This is a genomic window from Cupriavidus sp. GW822-FHT03E04 (assembly GCF_058801495.1).
The window spans coordinates 1-24,859 of sequence record NZ_JBXANI010000011.1 but is presented as its reverse complement, the minus strand read 5'-3'; the positions used below and the strand labels follow the sequence as shown (position 1 = coordinate 24,859).

21 protein-coding genes are annotated in these 24,859 nt (G+C 66.2%); 10 read left to right on the top strand and 11 right to left on the bottom strand.

Annotation, left to right across the window (positions count from 1 at the left end):
- Nucleotides 1-36 precede the first annotated feature (36 nt).
- A complete protein-coding gene (locus AC1RQC_RS17040) occupies nt 37-945 on the bottom strand; it encodes a LysR family transcriptional regulator (RefSeq protein ID WP_174424649.1) in 909 nt (302 codons plus the stop codon).
- A 144-nt stretch (nt 946-1,089) separates the two neighbouring features.
- On the opposite strand from AC1RQC_RS17040, the gene AC1RQC_RS17035 reads away from it, so the two are divergent.
- From AC1RQC_RS17035 to AC1RQC_RS17025, 3 genes are all read left to right on the top strand, one after another.
- On the top strand, nt 1,090-2,283 hold the full coding sequence (locus AC1RQC_RS17035) for an MFS transporter (RefSeq protein ID WP_492371731.1): 1,194 nt from the start codon (nt 1,090-1,092) through the stop codon (nt 2,281-2,283).
- A gap of 82 nt (nt 2,284-2,365) precedes the next feature.
- Nucleotides 2,366-2,920: a cysteine hydrolase family protein gene (locus AC1RQC_RS17030; protein WP_492884068.1), complete on the top strand. Its 555-nt coding sequence runs from the start codon at nt 2,366-2,368 to the stop codon at nt 2,918-2,920.
- 67 nt (nt 2,921-2,987) lie between these two features.
- A complete protein-coding gene (locus AC1RQC_RS17025) occupies nt 2,988-3,293 on the top strand; it encodes an NIPSNAP family protein (RefSeq protein WP_492371729.1) in 306 nt (101 codons plus the stop codon).
- Between the two features lie 111 nt (nt 3,294-3,404).
- Here the strand turns inward: AC1RQC_RS17025 and pdxR are convergent, their stop codons facing one another.
- The 7 genes from pdxR to xsc all read right to left on the bottom strand — a co-directional run bounded on the left by pdxR (nt 3,405) and on the right by xsc (nt 12,656).
- A complete protein-coding gene (gene pdxR / locus AC1RQC_RS17020; RefSeq protein WP_492371728.1) occupies nt 3,405-4,919 on the bottom strand; it encodes a MocR-like pyridoxine biosynthesis transcription factor PdxR in 1,515 nt (504 codons plus the stop codon).
- Nucleotides 4,920-5,055: 136 nt separating this feature from the next.
- Nucleotides 5,056-5,715 (bottom strand): SorB family sulfite dehydrogenase c-type cytochrome subunit, encoded by a 660-nt coding sequence (sorB, locus tag AC1RQC_RS17015; RefSeq protein ID WP_492884066.1) that lies wholly within the window; start codon nt 5,713-5,715, stop codon nt 5,056-5,058.
- Between the two features lie 11 nt (nt 5,716-5,726).
- Nucleotides 5,727-6,980 carry a SorA family sulfite dehydrogenase catalytic subunit gene (gene sorA / locus AC1RQC_RS17010; protein WP_492811696.1) on the bottom strand — a complete coding sequence of 418 codons (1,254 nt, stop codon included), beginning with the start codon at nt 6,978-6,980 and terminating at the stop codon, nt 5,727-5,729.
- Nucleotides 6,981-7,075: 95 nt separating this feature from the next.
- Nucleotides 7,076-8,515: an NAD(P)/FAD-dependent oxidoreductase gene (locus AC1RQC_RS17005; RefSeq protein WP_043356390.1), complete on the bottom strand. Its 1,440-nt coding sequence runs from the start codon at nt 8,513-8,515 to the stop codon at nt 7,076-7,078.
- 37 nt (nt 8,516-8,552) lie between these two features.
- Nucleotides 8,553-8,963: a nuclear transport factor 2 family protein gene (locus tag AC1RQC_RS17000; RefSeq protein ID WP_492811694.1), complete on the bottom strand. Its 411-nt coding sequence runs from the start codon at nt 8,961-8,963 to the stop codon at nt 8,553-8,555.
- A 290-nt stretch (nt 8,964-9,253) separates the two neighbouring features.
- On the bottom strand, nt 9,254-10,615 hold the full coding sequence (locus AC1RQC_RS16995) for an amino acid permease (RefSeq protein WP_416053301.1): 1,362 nt from the start codon (nt 10,613-10,615) through the stop codon (nt 9,254-9,256).
- A 208-nt stretch (nt 10,616-10,823) separates the two neighbouring features.
- Nucleotides 10,824-12,656, bottom strand: a complete 1,833-nt coding sequence (gene xsc / locus AC1RQC_RS16990) for a sulfoacetaldehyde acetyltransferase (protein ID WP_492884064.1) — start codon at nt 12,654-12,656, stop codon at nt 10,824-10,826.
- A gap of 182 nt (nt 12,657-12,838) precedes the next feature.
- Here xsc and AC1RQC_RS16985 point away from each other — a divergent pair, with 182 nt between their 5' ends.
- Both AC1RQC_RS16985 and AC1RQC_RS16980 read left to right on the top strand, forming a co-directional pair.
- Nucleotides 12,839-13,816, top strand: a complete 978-nt coding sequence (locus tag AC1RQC_RS16985; RefSeq protein ID WP_492815138.1) for an AAA family ATPase — start codon at nt 12,839-12,841, stop codon at nt 13,814-13,816.
- The gene (locus AC1RQC_RS16980) at nt 13,816-15,537 is read left to right on the top strand and encodes a cobaltochelatase CobT-related protein (protein WP_492830733.1); all 1,722 of its coding nucleotides are present in this window, start codon (nt 13,816-13,818) and stop codon (nt 15,535-15,537) included. Before AC1RQC_RS16985 ends, AC1RQC_RS16980 begins: the two co-directional genes overlap by 1 nt.
- A 109-nt stretch (nt 15,538-15,646) precedes the next feature.
- On the opposite strand, the gene AC1RQC_RS16975 is transcribed toward AC1RQC_RS16980, so the two are convergent.
- Complete coding sequence (locus AC1RQC_RS16975; protein ID WP_492376438.1) at nt 15,647-16,570, bottom strand: LysR family transcriptional regulator; 924 nt, start codon at nt 16,568-16,570, stop codon at nt 15,647-15,649.
- Between the two features lie 147 nt (nt 16,571-16,717).
- Here AC1RQC_RS16975 and AC1RQC_RS16970 point away from each other — a divergent pair, with 147 nt between their 5' ends.
- From AC1RQC_RS16970 to pyk, 5 genes are all read left to right on the top strand, one after another.
- A complete protein-coding gene (locus AC1RQC_RS16970) occupies nt 16,718-17,794 on the top strand; it encodes a tartrate dehydrogenase (protein WP_492884062.1) in 1,077 nt (358 codons plus the stop codon).
- Between the two features lie 127 nt (nt 17,795-17,921).
- Nucleotides 17,922-18,890 carry a tripartite tricarboxylate transporter substrate binding protein gene (locus tag AC1RQC_RS16965; protein WP_492884235.1) on the top strand — a complete coding sequence of 323 codons (969 nt, stop codon included), beginning with the start codon at nt 17,922-17,924 and terminating at the stop codon, nt 18,888-18,890.
- A gap of 93 nt (nt 18,891-18,983) precedes the next feature.
- Nucleotides 18,984-20,342: a dicarboxylate/amino acid:cation symporter gene (locus AC1RQC_RS16960; RefSeq protein WP_492884060.1), complete on the top strand. Its 1,359-nt coding sequence runs from the start codon at nt 18,984-18,986 to the stop codon at nt 20,340-20,342.
- A 27-nt stretch (nt 20,343-20,369) separates the two neighbouring features.
- Entirely contained in the window at nt 20,370-21,665 is a 1,296-nt protein-coding gene (locus tag AC1RQC_RS16955; protein WP_492830725.1) for a glycerate kinase type-2 family protein, read from the top strand.
- 3 nt (nt 21,666-21,668) lie between these two features.
- Nucleotides 21,669-23,099: a pyruvate kinase gene (gene pyk / locus AC1RQC_RS16950; RefSeq protein ID WP_492830726.1), complete on the top strand. Its 1,431-nt coding sequence runs from the start codon at nt 21,669-21,671 to the stop codon at nt 23,097-23,099.
- 126 nt (nt 23,100-23,225) lie between these two features.
- On the opposite strand, the gene AC1RQC_RS16945 is transcribed toward pyk, so the two are convergent.
- Both AC1RQC_RS16945 and AC1RQC_RS16940 read right to left on the bottom strand, forming a co-directional pair.
- Complete coding sequence (locus tag AC1RQC_RS16945; protein ID WP_492830727.1) at nt 23,226-24,227, bottom strand: transketolase family protein; 1,002 nt, start codon at nt 24,225-24,227, stop codon at nt 23,226-23,228.
- A partial coding sequence (locus AC1RQC_RS16940; protein ID WP_492884058.1) for a transketolase occupies nt 24,224-24,859 on the bottom strand: 636 nt, incomplete at its 5' end. The genes AC1RQC_RS16940 and AC1RQC_RS16945, both read right to left, overlap by 4 nt.

The window sequence follows — 24,859 nt, the reverse complement described above, 5'->3', positions numbered from 1 at the left end:
TTGTAGCAAGCCAGGCGTCTCGGCGGATCCGCGTCCCTAAGTCCCCATCTCCACCCGCTCCGCCAGGAAATCCAGCAGCGCCCGCACCCGCGCCGGCAAGTGGCGGCCCTGGCCCAGGTACACCGCATGCACCGCCTCCAGGTCGCCGGGGTTGAACGCTTCCAGCAGCGGCACCAGCCGCCCGGCGGCGATGTCCTCGCGGACCTGGAACACGGCCATCCTGGCCAGCCCCAGCCCGCCGACCACGATCCGCCGCAGCGCGTCGCCATTGCTGGTCATGGCATTGCCCAGCGGCGCCACCATGGTGGCTTGCCCGCCTTCGAGCATCGGCCAGCCTTCGATCGCGCGCGCGTAGCCTAGCTTCAGGCAGTTGTGCCCGGCCAGGTCGGCGGGCACGCGGGGCGTGCCGCAGCGCGCCAGGTAGGCGGGCGCGCCCACCACCACCATACGGGTCTCGCCCAGCTTGCGGGCCACCAGCTGCGAGCTCTTCAGCTCGCCGGCGCGGATCGCTACGTCTGTGCGTTCCTCCATCAGGTCGATGACCTGGTCGGTCAGCACGATATCGAGCTGGATGTCCGGATACAGCGCCAAAAATTCCGGCACCAGCGGCAGCAGGAAGTGGTCGCCAAAGGGCACGTTGGCATTGATGCGCACGCGGCCGTGGGGCACGGCGCTGGCGGCGGCACCGCGCTCGGCATCGTCCAGGTCCGCCAGCACGCGCACGGCGCGTTCATAGAAGGCACTGCCTTCCGCCGTGAGCTCGATGCGGCGCGTGGAGCGGTTGACCAGGCGCGCGCCGAGCCGGGCCTCCAGCCGCGCCACCAGCTTGCTCACGGCCGACGGCGTCATGCGCAACGCGCGCGCGGCGGCGGAGAACCCGCCCTGTTCCACCACCCGCACGAACACTTCCATCTCGCCGGAGCGGTTGACTTCGAGCCTCGACATTGTGAATTCAATTCATAAATGTTGTTCGTGTGGGCAGTCTACCGCACCAATCTCCCCGTCCCCATACTTCGCAGCATGCTGCTCCGGCTTCCTGGATTGCATGTAACCCATACCGCATACCGCATACCGCTTCACATACTCCCTATGCCACTCGCTCTCTATGCCTTGACCGCCGGCGCCTTCGGCATCGGCGTCACAGAATTCATCATCATGGGCCTGCTGCTGGAGGTCGGGACCGACCTCGGCGTCTCCATCGCGGCGGCGGGCCTGCTGATTTCCGGCTATGCGCTCGGCGTGGTGGCCGGCGCGCCGGTCATGACCGCGCTGACCGCCCGCTGGCCGCGCAAGACGGCGCTCCTTGGCCTGATGGTGATCTTCACCATCGGCAACGCGGCCTGCGCGCTGGCGCCAAACTATGCGCTGTTGATGGCCGCGCGGGTGCTCACCGCGCTGGCGCACGGCACGTTCTTTGGCGTGGGCTCGGTGGTTGCCACCGGGCTGGTGGCGCCGCACAAGCGCGCCTCTGCCATTGCCGTGATGTTCACCGGGCTGACGGTGGCGAGTGTGCTCGGGGTGCCGTTCGGCACCTGGCTCGGCCAGGCCTACGGCTGGCGCGCCAGCTTCTGGGCGGTGGCCGCCGTCGGCTTGGTGGCGGTGCTGGTGATTGCCTTGGCGGTGCCGGCCGAACGCGAAGCACCGCAAGCCCCGGACCTGCGCCGCGACCTGCGCGCGCTGATGCGCCGGCCGGTACTGCTGGGGCTGCTGACCACGGTGCTGGGCTATGCCGGCGTGTTTGCGGTGTTCACGTATATCGCGCCAATTCTGACGCAGATCACCGGCTTTGCCGACAGCGCCGTCTCGCCCATCCTGCTGGTCTTCGGCGTGGGCCTGGTGGCCGGCAACCTGCTTGGCGGCAAGCTGGCGGACCGCCATCTGCAGGCCACCGTGCTTGGCAGCATGCTGGCGCTGGCCGTGGTGCTCGGGCTGATGAGTTTTGTCCTGCACAGCAAGGTGCTGTCCGTGATCTTCATCGGCCTGCTGGGCGTGGCCGCCTTCGCAACCGTGGCGCCGCTGCAGATGTGGGTGCTGGAGCGTGCCCGCGGTGCAGGGCAGAGCCTGGCTTCGAGCTTCAATATCGCGGCCTTCAACCTGGGCAATGCCATTGGGGCGTGGCTGGGCGGGGTGGTCATCACGCGCGGGCCAGGGCTTGGCGCCGTGACCTGGGTGGCGGCACTGGTGCCGGTAGCGGCAGTGGCCGTGGCGCTGCTGGCCATTCGGCTTGATCGCGGGACGCCGGCGGATGGTGGAGTCAAGCTGGCCTCGCCGCCTTTGCATTGATTTCGGCGCATTGCGTTGCGGTCGCGCGGAGGGTCGCTTATGCTGGCGGCTGTCCTGCCAACGGCCATCCGCCCTTCGTTTGATGCAAACCGCTCTGATCGTGATTGACGTACAACGTGGCCTGTTCGACGACGCGCCACGGCCGGGCGATGCCGATGCCGTGCTCGGCCGCATCAACGGCCTCGCGGCACGGGCGCGCGCAGCCGGCGTGCCGGTGGTGTTCGTGCAGCACGAGCAGGCTGGCGGCGCGCTGTCGTTCGGTTCGCCAGGCTGGGAGTTGGAGCGCACGCTGGTCGTAGCGGCTGACGACCACCGCGTGCGCAAGACCACGCCCGACTCCTTTCTGCATACCGAACTCGCCGCGCTGCTGGACCGCCTCAGGGCGAAGCACCTGGTCATCTGCGGCTATGCCACCGAGTTCTGCGTCGACACCACCGTGCGCCGCGCCGCCGGGCTTGGCTATTCGATCACGCTCGCCGCCGACGCGCACACCACGCACGACAAGCCACATGCCAGCGCCGAGCTGATCCGGCGCCACCACAACGCCACGCTGCCAGCCATCACCAGCTTCGGCCGGCCAATCCGGGCGCTGGCGTCGGAAGTCATCGGGTTTGGCGGCGGCGCGGCGGGCGGCTAAGGTAAAAGACAGAAAAAGAGAAGGCAGCATCGTTAAAGCAAAATCAACCCAGGACAACCACCCCACCATGATCACCTGCTACCTGCGCTATATCGTCGACCCCAACAAGCTCAAGGAGTTCGAGCACTACGGCAAGCTGTGGATTCCGCTGGTCGAGAAATTCGGCGGCCAGCATCATGGCTACTTCCTGCCGTCGGAAGGCGCCAACAACGTGGCGCTGGCCTTGTTCTCCTTCCCCAGCCTTGCGCTGTACGAGGTCTATCGCAACCAGTCCTTCGAGGATCCGGCGTGCCAGGCGGCGTTCCGCTACGCGCAGGAAACGCAATGCATCGTCAGCTACGAGCGTAGTTTCTTCCGGCCGGTATTCGAGTAAGGCGAGTAAGGCGAGCAAGGCGAGCAAGGCGATTAAGGCGGGTAGGGCGGGTAGGGCGGAGCAAACCAACGCATCGCGTGCGCGGCCGCGCCGTGCGCCTTCACCGGGCCGTCACCGCACCATCGCCTGCCCGATCAACTGCCCCAGCAGCTTCACTCCTTCCTCGATCCGCTCTTCCGCAATGGCCGTATAGCCCATGCGCAAGTGCGGCGACGGCGCATCGGTAGAAAAGAACACGTCGCCCGGCTCGATGATGACGCCGTGCGTGAGCGCGATCGCGGCCAGCTTGCGGGCGTCGAGCCCGGGCGGGCCTTCCACCCAGAACGATGACGCGCCGGGCGAGTTGCGCGCGCGCGCCTGCGGCAGGTGGCGCGCCAGCATGTCGCGCAGGATCTCGGCGCGGCGCTGGAAGATGGGCGCCACGCGCCGCAGCAGCGCGTCGTGGTGGCCCAGCGAGATGAACAGCGCCGTGGCGCGCTGATTGTTGGCGGGCGGATGGCGCAGCATGAAGCGGCGCAGCGCGCGCGCCTGGCGGATCACGGCGGCAGGGGCGACGATGTAGCCGAGCCGGATGCCGGGCACGAAGGATTTGGACAGGCTGCCCACGTAGATCACGCGGCCATCGCGGTCCAGGCTTTTCAGCGCGGGGATGGGCTGGGTCAGCGCGGGGTTCTCGGTGTCGTAGTCGTCCTCGATCAGCACCACGTCGTGGCGGCGGGCTTCGCGCAGCAGCGTCTCGCGCCGTTCCAGCGGCATGGTGACCGTGGTGGGGCACTGGTAGCTGGGCGTGATGAAGGCGTAGTCGCACTGGGCCAGCGCGTCGTCGGGACACAGGCCGGACTCGTCCACCGCCAGCGGCACGACCTCGCGCGCGCGCATGCCGAAGATGTGGCGCGCATCGTTATAGCCCGGCTCTTCCAGCCCGACCCGCGCGCCTTGCATCAGCAGGTCGGCCAGCAGGTAGAGCGCGTTTTGCGCGCCCATGGTGACCATGATCTCGTCGGGGTTGGCCCACACGCCCCGGCGCGGCAGGATGTGCTTTTGCAACTGCTCGATCAGCAGTGGATCGTCGCGGTCGATCAGGTCCGATGCCCAGCCGCGGATCTCCAGCACGGCCAGCGCCATGCGCGAGCATTCGCGCCAGTCGGCGGTGGGAAACAACGCGGGGTCGAACTGGCCGTAGATGAAGGGGTAGGGATAGTTTTGCCACTCGCTGGGCTTGACGATCGCACGTTTGCCGGTCATGTCCGGCAGCCGCGCGTCCCAGTCCGGGCCGCCTTCGCCTGCGTCCTCGGGGATGGCCGCGCCAATGGCCCGGGCCTGCGCTGAGCCAGGCCTGGCGGCGCTGGGCAACTGTTCCACCACGAAGTAGCCGCGCCGCGGCTTGGTCTCCAGGAAGCGCTCCTCGACCAGTTGCTGGAAAGCCAGGATCACCGTGTTGCGGGCGATGCCCAGCGTGGCCGCCAGCTCGCGGCTGGAGGGCAGGGCGCTGCCTTCCGGCAACTGCCGGGCGAGAATGGCCGACACCAGCTGCTGGCGCAACTGCGCCTGCAGGCTGACGCCGGAATCGGAGGAAAGCTGCAGCAGCCGGTTCCAGAACGTGTTTGCCTTGCCTAAGCTTGCCATGCCGCTCCCGTTGCTGTGGCCATTGCCGTGGACGCCGTTGTGGAGGTGCGCCGGGCCGTTGTCATGTGCGGCAGATTATGGGCGAAGCCGCGCGCCGGGGAAATGCGGGTTGCCCGCAGTCCGGCGCCACGGCTTCTCAGCGGCCGAGGATCCATCCCGCCAGGCTTTGCAGGTCTTCCTTGGAGAGTGCGGCATAGGCCGGCATCGGCACTTGCCCCCACTTGCCCGCGCCGCCCGCGCGGATGTTCTGCGCCACCAGCGCCGCAGCGCCCGGCTGGTTCGCGTACTTTGCCGCGACCTCCTTGAACGCGGGCCCCACCACCTTCTTGTCGACGGCGTGGCAGGCGGTGCAGCCATTGGCCGCGAGCAGGGCCTGGGGATCATGGCTGCCGGCAATCAAAGCTGGGGCAGCCGGCGCTGGCGCGCTGCCTGGCGCCGCGGGCGCGGCAGCGTAGGCCGTGCGCTCCGCGCCGTAGGTCTTGGTCAGGTAGTCGACCATGGCAGGGATGTCTTCATCCGCGAACGGCGCGCCGAAAGGCTTCTTCATCTTCTTGACCGTCGCCTCCCAGTAGCCGCGCGGCGACGATGGCGGTTGCGTCAGCACGTACTGCGCGGAGTGGCAGGCCATGCAGTTCTGCTGCACCAGGCGATAGCCGGGCAGGTCGCTCGGCGTGTAGCGCGCGGTCTCTGGCGGCAGCGTGATTTCCAGTGCTAGCGCGGCGCTCGCCATGCCGGCAGCGCACAGGGCAAAGGCGACTATCCCGCCGTGGCGGCGCAAGGGCTTGGCGAGTTGCATGGCGGCCTCCTTCATGCTGCCACCACGCGCGTGGTTTCCACCACGTTGCGCATATAGCCGGCGGGGTTCCACAGCGCGGTGAGCGGCTGGCTCTGGCCGATGCGGTTGCTGGCGCGCACCTTCAGTTCGTATTCGCCCTTCCTTGGCGGTGTGAACGCCGCGGTCCATTCGCGGAAGGAGTAGCGGCCCAGATCCTTGCCCAGTTGCGCCGCGCGCCAGGTGCGCCCGCCGTCCGTCGACAGGGCCACCTCGTCAACGCCATGGCCGCCGTCGAAGGCGATGCCGCGCAGCACGGTCTGGCGCCCGGCCTGCACCCTGGCGCCATCGGCCACGCTGGTGATGAAAGAGCGCACATTGAAGCGGTTGATCGGCACCGTGCGCGCGGGGGCCGTGCCGGGCGCCACGCAGGCGCAGGGATTGTCGGGAATGCGATAGGCCGCGTTCATCCAGAACCCGTCGAACGGCTTGTCCAGCACCTGGATATCGGCCAGGTGCTTGACCCAGTAGGTGCCGTAGTAGCCCGGCACGATCAGGCGCAGCGGATAGCCGTTGAGCATGGGCAGGTCCGCGCCGTTCATGGCCCAGGCGAGCATGACCTCGCCGTCGAGCGCGTGGTCGATGGCCAGTGCCTTGACGAAGTCCGGGCTGCCTTCCAGCGGCGGGCGGTCCATGCCGTCAAAGCTCACCTGCATGGCGCCGGCTTGCACGCCGGCCTTGTCCAGCAGCGCTTTCAGGGGCACGCCGGTCCAGCGCGCATTGCCCATGGCGCCGTTGCCGAGTTGCCCGCCGTTGGCGCGCGGCGAGAAAAAGCCCCGGCTGTTGCCCGAGCACTGGTTGACCGCCACCAGGTCCACCGGGGTGGCCAGGCGCTTGATCTCGTCGAGAGAGAGTTCCAGCGGGGCGTTGACCTTGCCGCCCACGCGCAGCCGGTAGGTTTGCGGATCGATGCTGGTGGGGATGCCGCTCCAGTGGTAACGCACGAAGAAGGCATCGTTGGGCGTGATCGGGCCCTCGTTGAACACGCCAAACGGGGTCTCCAGCTGCGGCGGCCGGCTGGTCAGCAGGATCAGCGGGCGCTTCTGGGGGAAGGCCACCAGTTCGCGCTCGCCGTTCTCGAACGGCATCTCGATGCGCGCATCGGCGGCGGCCGCCAGCGCTTGCAGCGCCGGGTGGGTCAGCGCGGCGCCGGCGCCGAGTGCGCCGAGCGAGCGCAGCACGCCGCGGCGGCCTGGCTGCGGGGGTACGGATTGATGGCCTCGGCCCATGCCTGGCTCCTCGTCTTGAGTGGGATAGCGGTTCTTGGGGGACCCCGCATTTATTAACCTTCAACCTTCAACCTTCAACCTGCAGCCTTCCAGGTTCAGATCACTTCATCCTTCATGTGATACCAGCGATACAGGAACCACTGCCCGAAGCGGCGGAACGGCGCGAACGCCTGCGCTTCCACCATCTCGCGCACATTCGGGAACGGCAGCGCCGAGCGGAAGATAGGCAGTTCCGGCCCCGCGCTCTTGCCCGCGATCAGCGCCGCCATGCGCTTGCCCGCCTGCGCGGAATACATCACGCCGTTACCGCCGTAACCCATTGCGTAGTAGATGGTCTGGGCCGGGTCCGGCTGGAAAATGCGCGGCATCATGTCATGGCTCACGTCGACCCAGCCCCACCAAGAATAGTCGATCTGGATGCCTTCGAGCGCAGGGAACTTGCGGTGCAGGTCGGCAATGAGCTTGTCCTTGTACTTATGCTGCGGCGCATCGTTGCCGGTGATGGCGCTGCGGCTGCCGATCTGCAGGCGGCCGTCCGGCATCAGGCGGTAGTAGTGCCGCAGGATGCGGGTATCGGTGATGACCTGCGTCGTGCGGAAATTGCACGCCTCGCGCTCCGTGGGCGTCAACACGCGCGTGACGATGGAGTTCGACAGGATCGGGAACAGCCGGTTCTTGAGCTGCGCGTGCAGGCTCGGCGAGGTATAGCCGCCGGTGGCCACGCCCACCGCGCGGGCGCGCACGATGCCGCCAGGCGTCTTGAGGTAATGCACGCCACCGCGCGTCTCCCAGCTCAGCACCGGGCTGGAGGGATGCACCTTGGCGCCCAGCGCGCGCGCGCGGCGCAGGTAGCCGAAGGCCAGCTTGCCGGCATGGATGCCGATGCCTTCGGGCTCATGCATGGCGCCGGCGGCTTCCTTGTCGTCGACGTACTCGCGCTTGACGGTGTCGGCATCCAGGATGCGCGCGTCGTACTTGAACACGTCGCGCAGCACCTTGGCTTCCTTTTCCAGCGCGGGCATGACCTTGGCGCGGTGGGCGATGTAGAGGTGGCCACCGGGCTGCGGTTCGCAGTCGATGTCCTTGATCAGCCCCTTGAAGGTCTCCATGCCGTCGCACACTTCTTCATGCAGCCGCAGCGCGGTGTCCAGGCCGTAGCGCTGGATCCACTGCGAGCGCTTGAGCCGGCCCGAGGCGCATTGCGCCTGGCCGCCGTTGCGCGTGCTGCAGCCCCAGCTCACGCGGTTGGCCTCCAGCACGGTCGCCTTGATGCCGTGCTCCTGCGCGAGGAAGATCGCGCAGGTCAGCCCGGTGAAGCCGGAGCCGATGATGGCCACGTCCACGTCGATATCGTGCGTGATCGGGCCATCGTCGGGCGGCGGCTCGCCGGCCGTGCCGATCCAGTAGGTGGGAGCGTACTCGCGGCCCTGGCCGGGCGTGGGCGCGACCAGCGGGTCGTAGGCCGGGTCGTACGGCTTCGAAGGCGCGGTGGCGTGGCCTTCGGGCAGGATCAGTCTTGCGGCGGTGGCGTCCATGTTTGTCATCCTCAAATGCCCTCTGGCGGGGCTGGAATCAGTTGGCGGCGACGGAGCCGGCGGCGGCAACGGGCGGGCGATCCTTGCGGTACGCGTTCTTCACCGCGATCTTGCCGTCGCGGAAGGTGAACACGTCCACCATGCGCGCCTCGATGCGCGTGCCGTCCGCCTTGGTGCCGCGGAAGGTGGATTCGCTGACGCCGCGCTCGCCAGCGACGAAATGCTCGCCGTCGAGCCACGCTGCATCGGGAAACGCCTGCCAGGCCAGCTGGAAGCCCTCGCGCACGGCGGCGCGGCCTTCGAAGCTGCGGCCGAACAGTTCGCTGCCGGCCACGGCGTGGAACACGCAGTCCTCGGCCATGAAGCCCATCAGCGCTTCGATATCGTGGCGGTTCCACGCGTCGCTGAAAGCTTGCAGGGTGGCTGCGGTTACCTGGGGGTTTGCCATTTGCGTCTCCTTGATGTCCTTGTTGGTGCCGGTGATCCGGGTGCCGGACCTGTGCGGCTTATGACTGCAGCATAGAGAGGTGAAGCGCAATGCTGTAGGGCCAGATCCGATGAATCGTTTGGGCCAGTGCGCTCCTGGAATGCCGTGCATCAGGTACACGGCCGGGCAGGCGCGGGCGGGCGGGCGCGGAGGATGGCCGCGGCGGCCTGCAAGGCGTTGGGAGGCGTTGGGAGGCAGCGGGAGGCCGCGATGGCACGCATCGCGGCAAGCCGGTTCAGGCGCTGGGCGTGTCAGTCAGCCCGCCGCACCTCGCCCAGCGGCGCGGCGGCCGCGTGCTTTCGGAGCTGCTGGCGCACGGCGTACGCCAGCACCAGGATGCCAAGGCTGGCCACGCCGAGTAGCAGCGGGGTGCGCTGGTCGGGGATAAAGGCCATGGCCACCACGATCCCGACCATGCCAGCGATGGCGACCCAGGTCAGGTAGGGGAAGGCCCACATCCGCACCTTGAGCCGGTGCGGCGCCTCGCGCTCCAGGCGGGCGCGCAGGCGCAACTGCGAGATGGCAATCAGGATGTAGACAAAGATGGCGACGGTGCCATAGGAGTTGACCAGGAAGGCAAAGACCTTGTCCGGCGATACATAGGACATCACCACCGCGCCGTAGCCGAACAGCGTGGCGAACAGGATGGCCCTGACCGGCACGCCGTTGCGGCTCAGCCTGGCCAGCCCCTTGGGCGCATCGCCGCGCTTGGTCAGCGCGAACAGCATGCGCGACGAGGCGTACAGCCCGGAGTTCAGCGCCGACAGCACGGCGGTGAGCACGACCGCGTTCATGATCTGCGCAGCTGCCGGGATGCGCATGGCATTGAGCGCGCTGACATACGGCGTGGCGATGCCGGCGGAGTTCCACGGCACCAGGCACACCACCAGCAGCACCGAGCCCACATAGAACACCAGCACGCGGGTGATGACCGAGCTGGTGGCCCTGGCCACCGCCTTTTGCGGCTCGGCGGTTTCCGCCGCGGCGATGGTGACGATCTCGGCGCCGAAGTAGAACCCCGTCGCCGCTACCGCGCCTGTCAACACCGGCATGATCCCGTTAGGCGCAAAGCCGCCATGCACGGTGAGGTGCGCCACGCTGGCGGTAGCGCCCGGCCACATGCCGAGCACGAACAGCCCGGCCAGGAACAGGAACACGACAATGGCAGCCACCTTGATCGAGGCGAACCAGAACTCGAATTCGCCAAAGGACTTCACCGAGATCAGGTTGGTGAGCGTGAGCATCACCAGCAGCACCAGGCTGATGCTCCACGCGGGAACGTCCGGGAGCCAGAACTGCACCAGGCTGGCCCCGGCCACGGCCTCCAACGCGACCACGATCACCCAGAAATACCAGTACATCCAGCCGGTCAGGAACCCGGCCAGCTCGCCCATGGCCGGGCGGTCGCTCCAGGCTTCGCGGGCGTATTCGTAGAAAGAGCCCACGGTGGGCAGCGCGCACGCCATTTCGCCCAGCATGCGCATGACGAGCACCACCAGCAAGCCGGTGATGAGAAAGGAAATGACAGCCGCCGGGCCGGCAGACTTGATGACGACGCCACTGCCGACGAAAAGGCCTGCGCCAATGACGCCGCCCAGCGCGATCATGGTCATGTGGCGCTGTTTCAGCCCGTGCTTCAGGCCGCTGGATTGCTGCTGCTGATGGTGAATCACTTTGCTTGTCTCCTGCTCTGCCCAGGGGTCACGCGCCACGGCTTATATAGTAGTTCGTAGGTTGGCGAATGGCTCGCCGCCGGGTCCGGATCATCCCCTGCCCGGCATGTCCGGGCAAGGGATGGTCACGTGCTTGTCTGCTCAGCGCTCAAACGTAGTCCTTGTACTTGTCGAGCATGCGCACGGGCTTGGCCAGTGCGTCGCGGCGGAACGGGTCGCCGAGCTCACGGGTGCACATGATCTCGATGATGGTGGTCTTGCCGTGGTGCATCTGCAGGTCGATGGCGCGCTTGAGCGCCGGGCCGACGTCTTCCAGCTTGTCCACCACGATGCCCTCGGCGCCCATGGCGCGGGCGATCTCGGCGAAGCTCTGGTTGTCCAGCTCGCCGGCGACAAAGCGGCGGTTGTAGAAGTCCACCTGGTTTTTCTTCTCCGCGCCCCACTGGCGGTTGTGGAACACCACGGCCGTCACCGGGATGTTGTGGCGCACGGCGGTCATGGTCTCCATCAGGCTCATGCCCCAGGCGCCGTCGCCGGCGTAGGACACGGCCGGGCGGTGGGGTGCGGCCACCTTGGCGCCCATGATGGTGGGGAAGGCATAGCCGCAGTTGCCCCAGCTCATGGCGGCAAAGAAGCTGCGCGGCTTGTTGAAGCGCAGGTAGCTGTTGGCCACCGAGTTGATGTTGCCGATGTCGGTGGAGACCATCACGTCTTCGGGCATGGCCTTCTCCAGCTCGCGCAGGACCTGGCGCGGATGCAGGTAGTGTCCGCCGGTGGGCGTGCGCTCGTGCTTCTGCTCCTGGATCATGTCCAGGCTGTAGGGGTCGCGCTCGTGGGTCCACTCGTCGAGTTCTTTCTCCCAGGCGGCCTTCTCGGCGGCGATCTGTCCGGCGCGGTCTTCGCGGGAGGCGTCGCAGGCCAGCGTGCGGCCGGCCAGGCGCTCGGTCAGTGCCACGGCTGCGGCCTTGGCATCGCCGCAGATGCCCACCGAGATCTTCTTGACCAGGCCGAGCATCTTGTGGTCGGCATCGATCTGGATGATCTTGGCGTGCTTGGGCCAGTAGTCCATGCCGTGCTGGGGCAGGGTGCCGAAGGGTCCGAGGCGCGAGCCGAGGGCGATGACGACATCGGCGCGGGCGAGCAGCTTCATGGCCGCCTTGGAGCCCTGGTAGCCCAGCGGGCCGCACCACAGCGGGTGGCTGGCGGGGAAGGAATCGTTGTGCAGGTAGCTGTTGACCACCGGGGCGCCCAGCCGCTCGGCCAGCGCCTGGCATTCGTCGATGGCATCGGCCATGACCACGCCGCCGCCGGAGATGATGACGGGGAACTTGGCCTTGGCGATCAGCTCGGCGGCTTCGTTCAGGCGCTGGTCGCCGCCGGGGCCGCGGTCCAGGCGCTGGGGCTGGGGGATCTCGGCCTTGATCTGGCCGTAGAAGTAGTCGCGGGGGATATTGAGCTGGGTCGGTCCCATCTCGGCCATGGCGCGGTCGAAGCAGCGGCCGGTGTACTCGGCCATGCGCGCGGGGTGGGTGACGTGTCCCTGGTACTTGGTGAACTCCTGGAACATGGGCAGTTGCTTGGCTTCCTGGAAGCCGCCCAGGCCAATGCCCATGGTGCCGGCCTCCGGGGTGACGATGACCACCGGGCTATGTGCCCAGTAAGCGGCGGCGATGGCGGTCACGCAGTTGCTGATGCCGGGGCCGTTCTGTCCGATGACGACGCCGTGGCGGCCCGAGACGCGGGCGTAGCCGTCGGCCATGTGGCCAGCGCCTTGCTCGTGCACGACGGGGATCAGGCGGATGCCGGCGGGGGCGAAGATGTCCATGGCGTCCATGAAGGCCGAGCCCATGATGCCGAACATGTCGGTGACGCCATTGGCGGCCAGGGTCTCGACAAAGGCTTCCGACGGGGTCATCTCCTGCGGGCCGGTGGTGGCGGGCAGCGCGGTGGTCTTGAGGGCTTCAGGCAGGTGTTCGCTCATGGTGTGTCTCCGGTATGGTTGTCAAAACGGAACTAATCGTCCCGAAAAATGTAATTTCCAGAAATGTAGGACGCATAAAGTCGAAGGTCAATAGGTGAAACCAATAAACGAGATGATTTGTATCTAAAAACGAAACTGCTCTATCATGGCCGAAAGGGCGGCGCCCAAAGGAGACCAACGTGATGGATATCGTGACTGGCAAACCGGACAAGATGGTCGCGGCGCGCGCCCTGTTTGGCATCGACTCTGGCCTGATGGTGCCGGCATTCAGCGAGCGCGACGATCATGTGCCGGAGATCGACGAGGCCTACCGCTTCAACCCCGAAGTGACGCTGGCGATTCTGGCCGGCTTCACGCGGGATCGCCGCGTGATGGTGCAGGGCCTGCACGGCACCGGCAAATCCACCCATATCGAGCAGGTGGCGGCGCGCCTGAACTGGCCTTGCGTGCGTGTGAACCTGGACGGCCATATCAGCCGGCTAGACCTGGTCGGCAAGGACGCCATCGTGGTGCGCGACGGCCGCCAGGTCACCGAGTTCCAGGAAGGCATCGTGCCGTGGGCGCTGCAGCGCCCGGTGGCGCTGATCTTCGACGAGTACGATGCGGGCCGCCCCGATGTGATGTTCGTGATCCAGCGCATGCTGGAGCGCGACGGCAAGTTCACGCTACTGGACCAGAACCGCGTGATCCATCCGCATCCGGCGTTCCGCATGTTCGCCACCACCAACACCGTGGGGCTTGGCAACCTGAACGGCCTGTACCACGGCACCCAGATGCTGAACCACGCGCAGATGGACCGCTGGAACGTGGTCGCCACGCTCAACTACCTGCCGCGCGCGGAAGAGGCCGGCATCGTGCTGGCCCGCGTGCCGGAGCTGGCGGACGACGCCGGCCGCGCGCTGATCGCATCGATGGTGAGCGTGGCCGAGCTCACGCGCAAGGGCTTTGCCACGGGGGACCTGTCCACGCTGATGTCGCCGCGCACGGTGATCAGCTGGGCGGAAAACTGCCAGATCTTCCGCGATCCGGCGCTGGCGTTTCGGCTGAGCTTTCTCAATAAATGCGACGACGCCGAACGCCCGATCGTGGGCGAGTACTTCCAGCGCTGTTTTGGCCGGGAAGTGGAAGCCGCGCTCGGCGAGGCGCCGCAACCGTGCTGATGCCGCCGCCCCGGCAGGCAAGCCGCCGCGGCCAGCAGCGCGAGGCCCTGTGCGCGGCGGTGGTGCGCGCGCTCACGGGCGACCGCGCGCTGCATTATCGCGACGGCCGCCTGTGCCGCGACCTGCGGCCGCTGCCGCTGCATGCGCCGCACCTGCGCACCGACCCGCAGGCGGACGATTTTGCCTGCCTGCGCGGCGCGGCGGATGGGGCGGCACTACGGCTTGCGCATTCGGACGCGGATCTGCACAAGCAGTTGTGCCCGGCGGATCCGGTGGAAAGGCTGGTGTTCGAGCTGTTGGAACAACTGCGCTGCGAGTCGCAACTGCCAGCCGGCATGCCGGGCGTCGCGCAGAACCTGCGCCACCGCTTTGCGGCCTGGTCCCGCGACTTCCATCGCAGCGGCCTGGCCGAGAGCCACCTTGGCATCCTGCTGTACACCGTGGCGCAGATCGCGTGGTCGCGCCTGTCGGGCTGGCCGGTGCTGGAAGACACCGAAGACCTGATCGAAGCCACGCGCGCGGCCATCGTGCCGGTGCTCGGCGTGCCGCTGGCGGGCCTGCGCCGGCACCGCGCGGAGCAGGGCGCGTTTGCGATCCATGCCCTCGAACTGGCACGGCTGGTGGGCGAGATGCTGCGCGCCACCCGCACGCACGGGATGCAAGCCGATGAGCAAGAGGCCGAAGACAACGAAGCCGTGCGCGTGGCGTTCTCACTGGCGCTCGGGTGCGAGGATGATGAGCTCGAGGCCATGGCCATGGCGGCCACAGGCAACAGCCGCGTGCTGCATGCGTGCGGCCAAGGCTACCGCGCCTATACCACGCGCTACGACCGGGAGATCGCCCCCGGCACGCTGGTGCGCAAGGACCTGCTGGCGGAGTACCGCGAACGCCTCGACCGGCGCATCGCCGAACAAGGCATCAACGTGGCAAGGCTGGCACGCGCGCTGACGGCATCGTTCGCCGTGCCGCAGCGCGATGGCTGGTCCTTCGGCGAGGAAGACGGCCGCATCGATGGCCGGCGCCTCGCGCAGCTGGTCACCTCGCCGGCCGAGCGCCGTCTGTTCCGGCAAGAGCGGCACCGGCTGCAGGCGGACTGCGCGGTGAGCTTTTTGATCGATTGCTCGGGCTCGATGAAAGCGCATATCGAGCAGGTAGCCATGATGGTCGACATCCTCACGCGCGCGCTCGACCAGGCCGGCGTGGCCAGCGAGGTGCTGGGCTTTACCACCGGCGCGTGGAATGGCGGCCGCGCCCGGCTCGACTGGCTGGCCCGCGGCCGGCCCGCGCATCCCGGGCGGCTGAATGAAGCCTGCCACATGGTGTTCAAGGACGCCGCCACGAGCTGGCGGCGTGCGCGCGCCAACATCGCCGCGCTGTTCAAGGCCGACCTGTTCCGCGAAGGCGTGGACGGGGAGGCAGTCGACTGGGCGTGCGCGCGGCTGCTCGCGCGTGCCGAAACCCGCCGCATCCTGATCGTGGTGTCCGACGGCAGCCCGATGGACAGCGCCACGGGGCACGCCAACGATGCGTTCTACCTGGACAACCACCTGAAGGAAGTGGTGGCGCGCAACGAGACACTGCGCGACGTGGAGGTGCTGGGGCTTGGCGTGGGGCTGGACCTCAGCCCGTACTACCGCCGCTGCCTGGCGCTGGACTTGTCGGTGCCGATGGATATGCCGGTGTTTGGGGAGCTTGTGCGGTGGATTGGGGGGCGGCGATGAGGGGCCTTCTCACCGCTCCCGCCGCTTTGCCCTTCCGGGCGGCTACGGGCAGGCCATCTTCGTCGTGCCGGCGCCGGCCTCGTCGCCAGGCTGTTTATGCTTACCAAGATTACCAAGATGAGGTACCCCCACGTGCCCTAAGCAGTTTCCCTTCAAAGTGCGCAACGAGAAAGTCGAGGAACGCCCGGACCTTGGCCGACATGTTCAGCCGCTCCGGAAAGACGGCAAATATGTCGGCTGGTGGTAGGGCATAGTCTTCGAGCAGCAAGACTAGGCGGCCACTTCGGAGGTACTTGGCAAGGTCCCATTCCGCGCGCTGCAAGATCCCTTGCCCGGCCAAGCCCCAAGTCAGCGTCACTTCGCCGTCATTGCTGCTCAGGGCGCCGCGTACCTTTACCGTTTCCGTCTTCTTCCCCTTGGCGAAGCGCCAGATGCCATAGGCAGAGTCGTTCTGGCGCAGCACGATGCATTGATGCTGCGTCAGATCGTGCGGCGTGACCGGCGTGCCGTGGGTTTTCAGATACGAGGGCGCGGCGCAGACCAAACGCCGGTTGTCGGCGATCTTCCGCGCCATCAGGCGCGTGTCCGGGATCTCGCCGAACCGGATCCCTATGTCAAATCCCTCATCGCCCAGGTTCATTGGCCTGTCCGTCAGATGGAGTTGCACCTCCATCTGTGGATATCGCTTGGCGAAATCGGATATGGCGGGCGCAATGTAGGTGCGCCCGAACCCCAGCGGAGCGTTGACCCTCAGCGTCCCTCGCGGCGCCACATGGCTGCTGGAGATCAGCTGGTCGAGATCCTCGATCTCCGCGAGCAGGCGCCGGGCGTGCTCGAGGTAGACCTCCCCCTCGGCGGTCAGGCCAATGCGCCGCGTCGTCCGGTTCAGCAACCGCACCCCAAGCCGCTTCTCCATTTGAGCTAGCCGTTTACTGACGGCTGCGGGGGTGACGTCTTGCTCACGCGCTGCGGCCGACAGGCTGCCCGCCTTGGCCAGGCCGGCGAAGAAAGCAAGTTCCGAAGGCTGTCCCATCTTCAACCTCAAGTTAATATTAGTTTGAAATACAGTTCATCTTACTCCCTCGGTTTTCAACGATAGTTAGGTCACAGAAGGACGCCGGCATACCTGGCGGTGGAAAGCGGCCTTCGGTGTGTGGAAAACAACGAGAGGAGCAACGCGATGCGTGAATACAAGATTGCAGCCATCCCTGGCGATGGCATTGGCCCGGAAGTCATCTCTGCCGGTCTGCAAGTGCTGGAGACCCTGGCGGGGCAAGATGGCGGCTTCAAGCTGAGCGTCGAGCATTTCCCGTGGAGCTCCGACTACTATCTGGAGAAAGGCTACTACATCCCCGAAGGCGGGCTGGAGCGCCTGAAGCAGTTCGACGCCATCTTCTTTGGCGCGGTGGGCGCCCTGAACGTGCCCGATCACGTGTCGCTGTGGGGCCTGCGCCTACCCATCGCCCAGGGCTTCGACCAGTACGCCAACGTACGCCCCGCACGCGTACTGCCAGGGGTGAAGAGCCCGCTGGCCAATGGCAAGGACATCGACTGGGTCATCATCCGCGAGAACTCGGAAGGCGAGTATGCCGGCAACGGCGGTCGTACCCACCGTGGCCTGCCCATCGAGACCGGCACGGAAACCGCTGTCTTCACACGCGCCGGGGTCGAGCGGATCCACCGCTTCGCCTTCGAGATCGCGCAGAAGCGCCCCCGCAAACACCTCACCCTGGTGACCAAGTCGAACGCGCAACGCTTCGGCATGGTGATGTGGGACGAGATCTTCTATGAAGTCGCCAAGGACTATCCGGACGTCAAGGTTGACCGCGAACTGGTCGACGCCGTGACCACGCGCATGGTGTTGAAGCCCCATACGCTGGACGTAGTGGTCGCGACCAACCTGCACGCCGACATCCTGTCCGACCTGGCTGCGGCGCTGTCCGGCAGCCTCGGCATCGCACCGACCGCCAACCTGAACCCGGAACGCGTGTTTCCGTCGATGTTCGAACCGATCCACGGCTCCGCTTTCGACATCACGGGCAAGGGCGTGGCGAATCCCATCGCCACCTTCTGGACCGCGGCCATGATGCTCGAGCATCTGGACGAGAAGCCCGCGGCGGACCGCTTGATGGCAGCCATCGAGCAGATCACCGCCAACGGTGTCTTCACCCCGGACCTGGGTGGCAATGCGACTACAGCGTCCGTCACCGAAGCCATTTGCAAGGTGCTGGCCAATCAGGTCAGGAAGGCGGCCTGAGGCTAAGCAGGAAGCGCGGCTCGCCGCGCCGCAGCAAACAGCTAGCGGGTTAGCACCGGCACAGGTGACCCGCACCGAGTTGGCCCCGGGTGGGCCGGCCAAGAAAGTATTCCATCAGGAGACAGGCATGCAATCCGTGATCCGGACTGCGGTGATAGCGTTCGGCCTCGTGCTCGGCGCCGGCACCGCTTTCGCCCAGGCATATCCCACCAAGCCGATTCGCCTCATTGTCCCGTTTCCCCCGGGGGGCACCACCGACGTCCTTGCCCGCACCGTGGGACAAAAGCTCACGCAGGCGCTGGGCCAGCCCGTCATCATCGAAAACCGGCCGGGTGCCGGTGCCACCATCGGAGCGGACGCCGCGGCAAAGTCTGCGCCAGATGGCTACACGCTGCTTATGGGCGCGGTGCATCACACCATCGCACCGAACGTCTACAAAAAGCTCTCCTACGACGTCCAAAAGGATCTGACACCGGTCTCCGTCGTTGCCATCGTGCCGAACGTGCTCGTCGTCAGCCCAAGCTTCCCGGCCAGGAACGTGCAGGAACTGGTCGCTTATGCCAAGGCCAATCCCGGCAAGCTGACGTATGCGTCCAATGGCAACGGCACGGCCCATCACCTCATCGGCGAGCAATTCAAGGCACAGACCGGCACCCACATCGTCCACGTTCCCTACAAGGGAAGCGCCCCGGCTATCACGGACCTGTTGGGCGGCCAGGTATCGATGATGTTTGACACCGCGTCGTCCGCGCTGCCTTACATCAAGGCGGGCAAGCTCAAGCCGCTGGCGGTCGCCACGGCCAGGCGCTCTTCCGCACTGCCGGATGTGCCTACCCTTGCCGAATCCGGCTTGCCCGGCTTCGACATCGCGTCCTGGTTCGGCATCCTTGCCCCTACCGGCACGCCGCCTGAGATCGTGAACCGGCTTAGCACTGAAATCACCAAGGCCCTGGCACTCCCCGATGTGAAGAAACAATTCGCTGCCATCGGCGCTGAGCCGGTCGGCAATACCCCGGCCCAGATGACGGCCCAGATCAAGGACGAAGTCATCCGCTTCGGCAAGCTCGTCAAAGAGGCGCGCGTAAGCATGGACTGACCAAGCGGCACGGCCGTCGCGAAGACGTCGGCCGCATTCAGTTGATGAAGGCAAGACAGGCAGCGCTGCAAGTGCGTCGCCACAGGAGACATCATGAAAAGGCGACTCATAGGCTCACTGTATATCCAGGTGCTCATTGCCGTGGCGGCGGGCATCCTGCTGGGTATCTTCATGCCCCATATCGGCAGCGAGCTCAAGCCACTTGGGGATATCTTCATCCGCCTCATCAAGATGGTGTTTGCACCCATCATCTTCGCGACGGTCGTGCTCGGCATCGCCAAGATGGAAAGCATGAAAGACCTTGGCAGGGTAGGCTGGCGTGCCTTGCTGTACTTCGAAGTGCTGTCGACGTTTGCGCTGCTGCTCGGCGTCATCGTGGTCAACGTGGTACAGCCCGGTCATGGCATGAACGTCGACCCGGCGACGCTCGACACGAAGAGCATTGCCGCCTATACGGCACAGGTAAAGCACGAAGGCGTCATGGACTTCCTGCTCAACCTCGTGCCGATGAGCATTGTGGATGCGCTCGCCAAGAACGACATCCTGCAGATCCTCGTGTTCTCTGTATTCATGGGTGTGGCCCTGGCCCATCTGGGAGAGCGCGGCAAGCCGTTCGTCGCCGCCCTGGACGCGTTCGCCAATGCCATGTTCGCGATCGTCGGCATGATCATGCGTTTCGCGCCGGTTGCCGCGTTCGGCGCCATGTCATTCACGGTGGGCAAGTATGGCTTTGGCTCCATTGCATCGCTTGGCAAGCTGGTCGCCACCATGTATGGGACCTGCGCGCTGTTCGTGCTGATTGTGTTGGGTACGATTTGCCGCATCTGCGGATTTAGCCTGTTCAAATTCCTGAAGTACATCAAGGACGAAATCCTGACCGTGCTGGGCACGAGCTCGTCGGAATCCGTCATTCCGCAGTTGATGCGCAAGCTGGAGAACGTCGGCGTGTCGAAGCCCGTCGTCGGGCTGGTGGTGCCGGCGGGCCTCACCTTCAACCCCGATGGCCAGTGCATCTACTACACCATGGCAGCGATCTTTATCGCACAGGCAACCAACACGCCATTGACCCTCACCGACCAGTTCGTCGTGCTCGGTGTGCTGCTGCTGACTTCGAAGGGCTCCGCGGGCATCACCGGCTCGGGCTTCATCACGCTGGCGGCGACGCTCGCGTCGCTGGGGAAGATTCCGGTGGCTGGCATGGTTCTCCTGCTTGGGGTGGACCGCTTCATGTCGGAGGCGCGCGCCATCACCAACACCATCGGCAACGCGGTTGCGACCATGGCGATTGCCAAGTGGGTCGGCGCACTCGACGAGGACCGCGTCCAGCGCGTCCTCAATGGCGAAGCCGACCCGGAGGACCTGGAGCAACTCTACGAAGGTGTCGCGCCGGAACCCATCCCGCTGGTGCCGTTGCAGCCGAACTATGCCGCCGACGCCCGCAAGAGCGCCTGACACCAGAACGGAAACAGGTAGCGCATCGTGAAACACCTCACCATTGAAAACCCCCGTGCATTCCTGGCGTCGCTTTTCCGGACTGCGGTATCCGCGGCGGACCCGCAAGACTGCCTGGCGTGCGCATTACCCGAGCCGCCTGTCGGCCGCACCATCGTCGTCGGGGCCGGCAAGGCCGCCGCCAGCATGGCCCGGGCGCTGGAGCAGGCGTGGCCAGGCCCGCTCGCTGGCCTGGTTGTGACGCGGTACGGCCACGCCGCGCCGACCTCGCGCATCGAAGTCGTCGAAGCCGCGCATCCGATACCCGACGCGGCTGGCCAGCGTGCCGCGGTTCGCATGCTGGACATGGTCTCAGGGCTGTGCGAGGACGATCTGGTCATTTGCCTGATCTCCGGCGGCGGATCCTCGCTGCTTAGCCTTCCGTTGGCCGGCATAAGCCTGGAGGAAAAGCGCGCCGTCAACCAGGCGCTGCTGGCCAGCGGCGCGACCATCTCGGAGATGAACTGTGTGCGACGGCATCTCTCCGGCATTAAAGGCGGAAGGCTTGCCGCCGCGTGCCATCCGGCTCGCGTCGTGTCGCTGTTGATTTCAGACGTGCCCGGTGACGACCCGGTCAATATTGCATCCGGGCCAACCGTATGCGACGCGACCACATGCCAGGACGCGCTGGATATCGTCCGGCGCTACGGGATCCTGCTCCCGGCCAGCGCAGAGCGTCTGCTGGCGTCCGGCAGCGGGGAGTCCGTCAAGCCTGGCGACGAACGGCTCGCGCGCAGCGAGGTGCGCATGATCGCGACGCCTGCCATCTCCCTTGCCGCCGCAGCGCAGGCAGCCGCCGCCGCGGGCATCCAGCCCTATGTACTGGGCGATCGCATCGAAGGCGAGGCCGCCGACGTCGGCAAGGTGATGGCCGGCATCGCCTTCCAGGCCGCGCAGGGAACGGAGCCATTCCAGCTTCCGTGCGTGCTCCTGTCAGGGGGCGAGACCACCGTCACGGTCAAAGGCGATGGCCGCGGCGGGCGCAACGTGGAATTCCTGCTTTCCCTGGCCATTGCGCTGGACGGCCACCCGGGTGTTTTTGCGCTGGCCGCCGATACGGATGGCGTGGACGGCATCGAAGAGATCGCCGGCGCATTCGCCGACCCGACGACACTCTCGCGCGCCTGGCAAAGGGAGATGGCGCCGCACACCTTTCTCGCCAATAACGACGGACACACCTTCTTCGAGGCGCTTGGCGATTCCATCGTCACGGGCCCCACGCTTACCAACGTCAACGACTTCCGTGCCTTGCTGATTACCAGCCCGGCCGGGAAAGGATGCTAGATCATGCGCCGCACTCGAAATGCCAAGATTGTCGCCACCGTCGGACCGGCCAGCAGCGATGCTGCAACCCTTCGCCGCCTGTTCATGGCCGGCGCCGACGTTTTCCGGCTGAATTTCAGTCACGGCACGCATGCCGACCACAAGGCACGCCTCAACCTCATCCGGGATCTGGAGACGGAGCTGGGACGGCCAATCGGCATCTTGCTGGACCTGCAAGGGCCAAAGCTGCGCGTGGGGCAGTTCGCGAACGGTCCCGTTACGCTCGTGCAAGGCCAGACGTTCCGGCTTGACATGGATAAGGACCGCCCGGGCGACGCGACCCGGGTTGCGCTGCCTCATCCCGAGATCTTCGCGGCGCTGAAAGCGCAGACGGACCTGTTGCTCGACGACGGGAAGCTCCGCCTCCGGGTAAGGGCATTTGGGCCGGACCATGCCGAGACCGAAGTGATCGACGGTGGGGTGCTGTCCGACCGCAAGGGCGTCAACGTGCCAGGCGTCGTGCTGCCGCTGTCGGCCTTGACCGCAAAGGACCGCGAAGACCTGGACTACGGCTTGTCGCTCGGGGTCGACTGGATCGCCTTGTCCTTTGTCCAGCGCGCCGAGGATATTCGCGAGATCAAGCAGATTGTCGGAAACCGGGCCAGCATCGTCGCCAAGCTTGAAAAGCCTGCGGCCATCGCCGAGTTGCATGCCATTGTTGCCGAGACCGACGCAGTGATGGTCGCGCGAGGCGATCTTGGCGTCGAAATGCCCGCCGAGCAGGTGCCGTCGATCCAGAAGCGCATCGTGCAGGCTTGCCGCAAAGCGGGCAAGCCCGTCATTGTCGCCACGCAGATGCTGGAATCCATGGTGAGCGCGCCGGTTCCGACGCGCGCCGAAGCTTCCGACGTTGCCACCGCCATCTACGATGGCGCGGACGCCGTCATGCTCTCCGCGGAGTCGGCCTCGGGGAAATACCCTGTCGAAGCGGTGCAGATGATGAATAGCATCATCGTGCAGACGGAGGCGGACCCGTATTACAGGGAGGTCATGGAGGCATCGCAGACCCCGCCGGAGCCAGACATCGCCAACGCCATCGGCAGCGCAATGCGCCGCGTGGCCGGGCTTCTCCACGTAGCCACCACCGTGGCTTACACAAGCTCGGGCTATTCCGCCATGCGCATGTCGCGCGAGCGTCCCGATGCCCCCATCATCGGCATGACCCCGAACCTGCATGCTGCGCGTGCCATGGCGCTCGTCTGGGGTGTCCATGCGGTCATCATCCATGAAGTGGAGAGCGTCACCGAGATGACGAACTATGCCTGCGACACTGCCGAGAGCGAGGGTTTTGCCACTTCGGGGCAAGTCATCGTGATCTCCGCGGGCATGCCCTTTGGCACGCCTGGCACGACCAACCTGCTTCGCATCGCAACAGTTGGCCAGCCGGCCGCCTGAAGACCCTCGGCACCCGCGACATCAGTATTCGAGGCCCCACCAAGGGTGCTGTGGATTGAGGGGCGGTGAGTGGTTACCCCACCGCCGCCGGGCCGCGCGTGCTTGCCTGCGGCCCTTCGTTGCTCGTCAGCCTAGCCAGCCCTTGATGGTTGCCGCCATGACGTTGGCCGAGATGCCGTAGCGATCATGCAGCGTAGGCAGTGCGCCAGCGTCGAGGAACGCGTCCGGAAGGCCAATCTGCCGGAATGGCGCGCTGACGCCCGCGCGCATCAACGCCGCCGCCACGCCTTCGCCAAGACCACCGATCACCGTGTGGTTCTCGGCAACGACGACCAGCCGGCCGGAGCGCCTTGCCTCGCGCACGATGGTCTCGGTGTCCAGGGGCTTGATCGTCGGCACGTGCAGCACAGCCGCGCCGATGCGATCCGCCTCCAGCGCCTTGGCCACTTCGAGCGCGCGCATGGTCATGATGCCCGACGAGATCACGAGTACCTCCGCGCCGTCGCGCAGCAGCTTTGCCTTGCCAAGCTCAAAGCGATAGTCGTATTCGTCCAGCACCACGGGCACGTTGCCGCGCAGCAGCCGCGCATAGACTGGGCCGCGATGGGCCGCGATCGCCGGCACCATCTGCTCGATGTCCAGCGCGTCGCACGGATCGATGACGGTCATGTTCGGCATCGCGCGCATCAAGGCCAGGTCCTCGGCGGCCTGATGGCTTGGGCCGTAGCCTGTCGTCAGGCCGGGCAGCGCGCACACGATCTTCACATCCAGGTTGTCTTCGGCGATGGCCTGGTGCATGAAGTCATAGGCGCGGCGCGTGGCAAAGACCGCGTACGTGGTGACAAAGGGCTGTGCCCCCTCGTGCGCCAGGCCGGCGGCTGCGCCCATCAGCAGCTGCTCGGCCATGCCCATCTGGTAGTAGCGTTCCGGGAACGCCTTGGCAAAGAGATGCAGGTCGGTGTATTTGCCGAGGTCGGCCGTCATGCCGATCACGTCGGGCTTGTTGCGGGCCAGTTCCACCAGCGCATGTCCGAACGGGGCAGGGCGCGTCGCCTGGCCTTCTCCGGCAATCGAGGCGATCATCGCCGACGTCTTCAGTCTCGGCTTGGTCAAGGTTGCGTTGCTCATGCTTGTCTCCCGGCTTCCAGTGCTTCCAGCGCGAGCTGCCACTCGTGGGCGTCGACGCGGATAAAGTGGTTCTTCTCGCGTTGCTCCAGGAAAGGAACGCCGCAGCCCATGCGTGTATCGCAAACAATGATGCGGGGCTGCGCGCCCGGATGCGACCGCGCCGCATCGAACGCAGCCGCCACCGCCGCGATATCGTTGCCATCCACGCGCTGCGTGAACCAGCCGAACGCCTCCAGCTTTTCCACCAGCGGCTCGAACGCCATGATCTGCGTCGATGGCCCGTCGGCCTGCTGGTTGTTGACGTCGACAATCGCGATCAGGTTGTCCAGCTTCCAGTGGCTGGCCGACATGATCCCTTCCCAGATCGCGCCTTCATCCAGTTCGCCATCGGAGAACAGCGTATAGACAAAGGCATCGGAGCCCTTGCGCTTGAGGCCCAGGCAGCGGCCAACCGCAATCGTCAGGCCTTGCCCCAGCGAGCCGCCGGACATCTCCATGCCAGGCGTGTAACTTGCCATGCCTGACATCGGCAGGCGGCTATCGTCGCTGCCATATGTCTCCAGCTCGTCCGCAGGCAGGATGCCTGCTTCGAACAACGCGGCATACAAGGCGATGGCGTAGTGCCCGTTGGA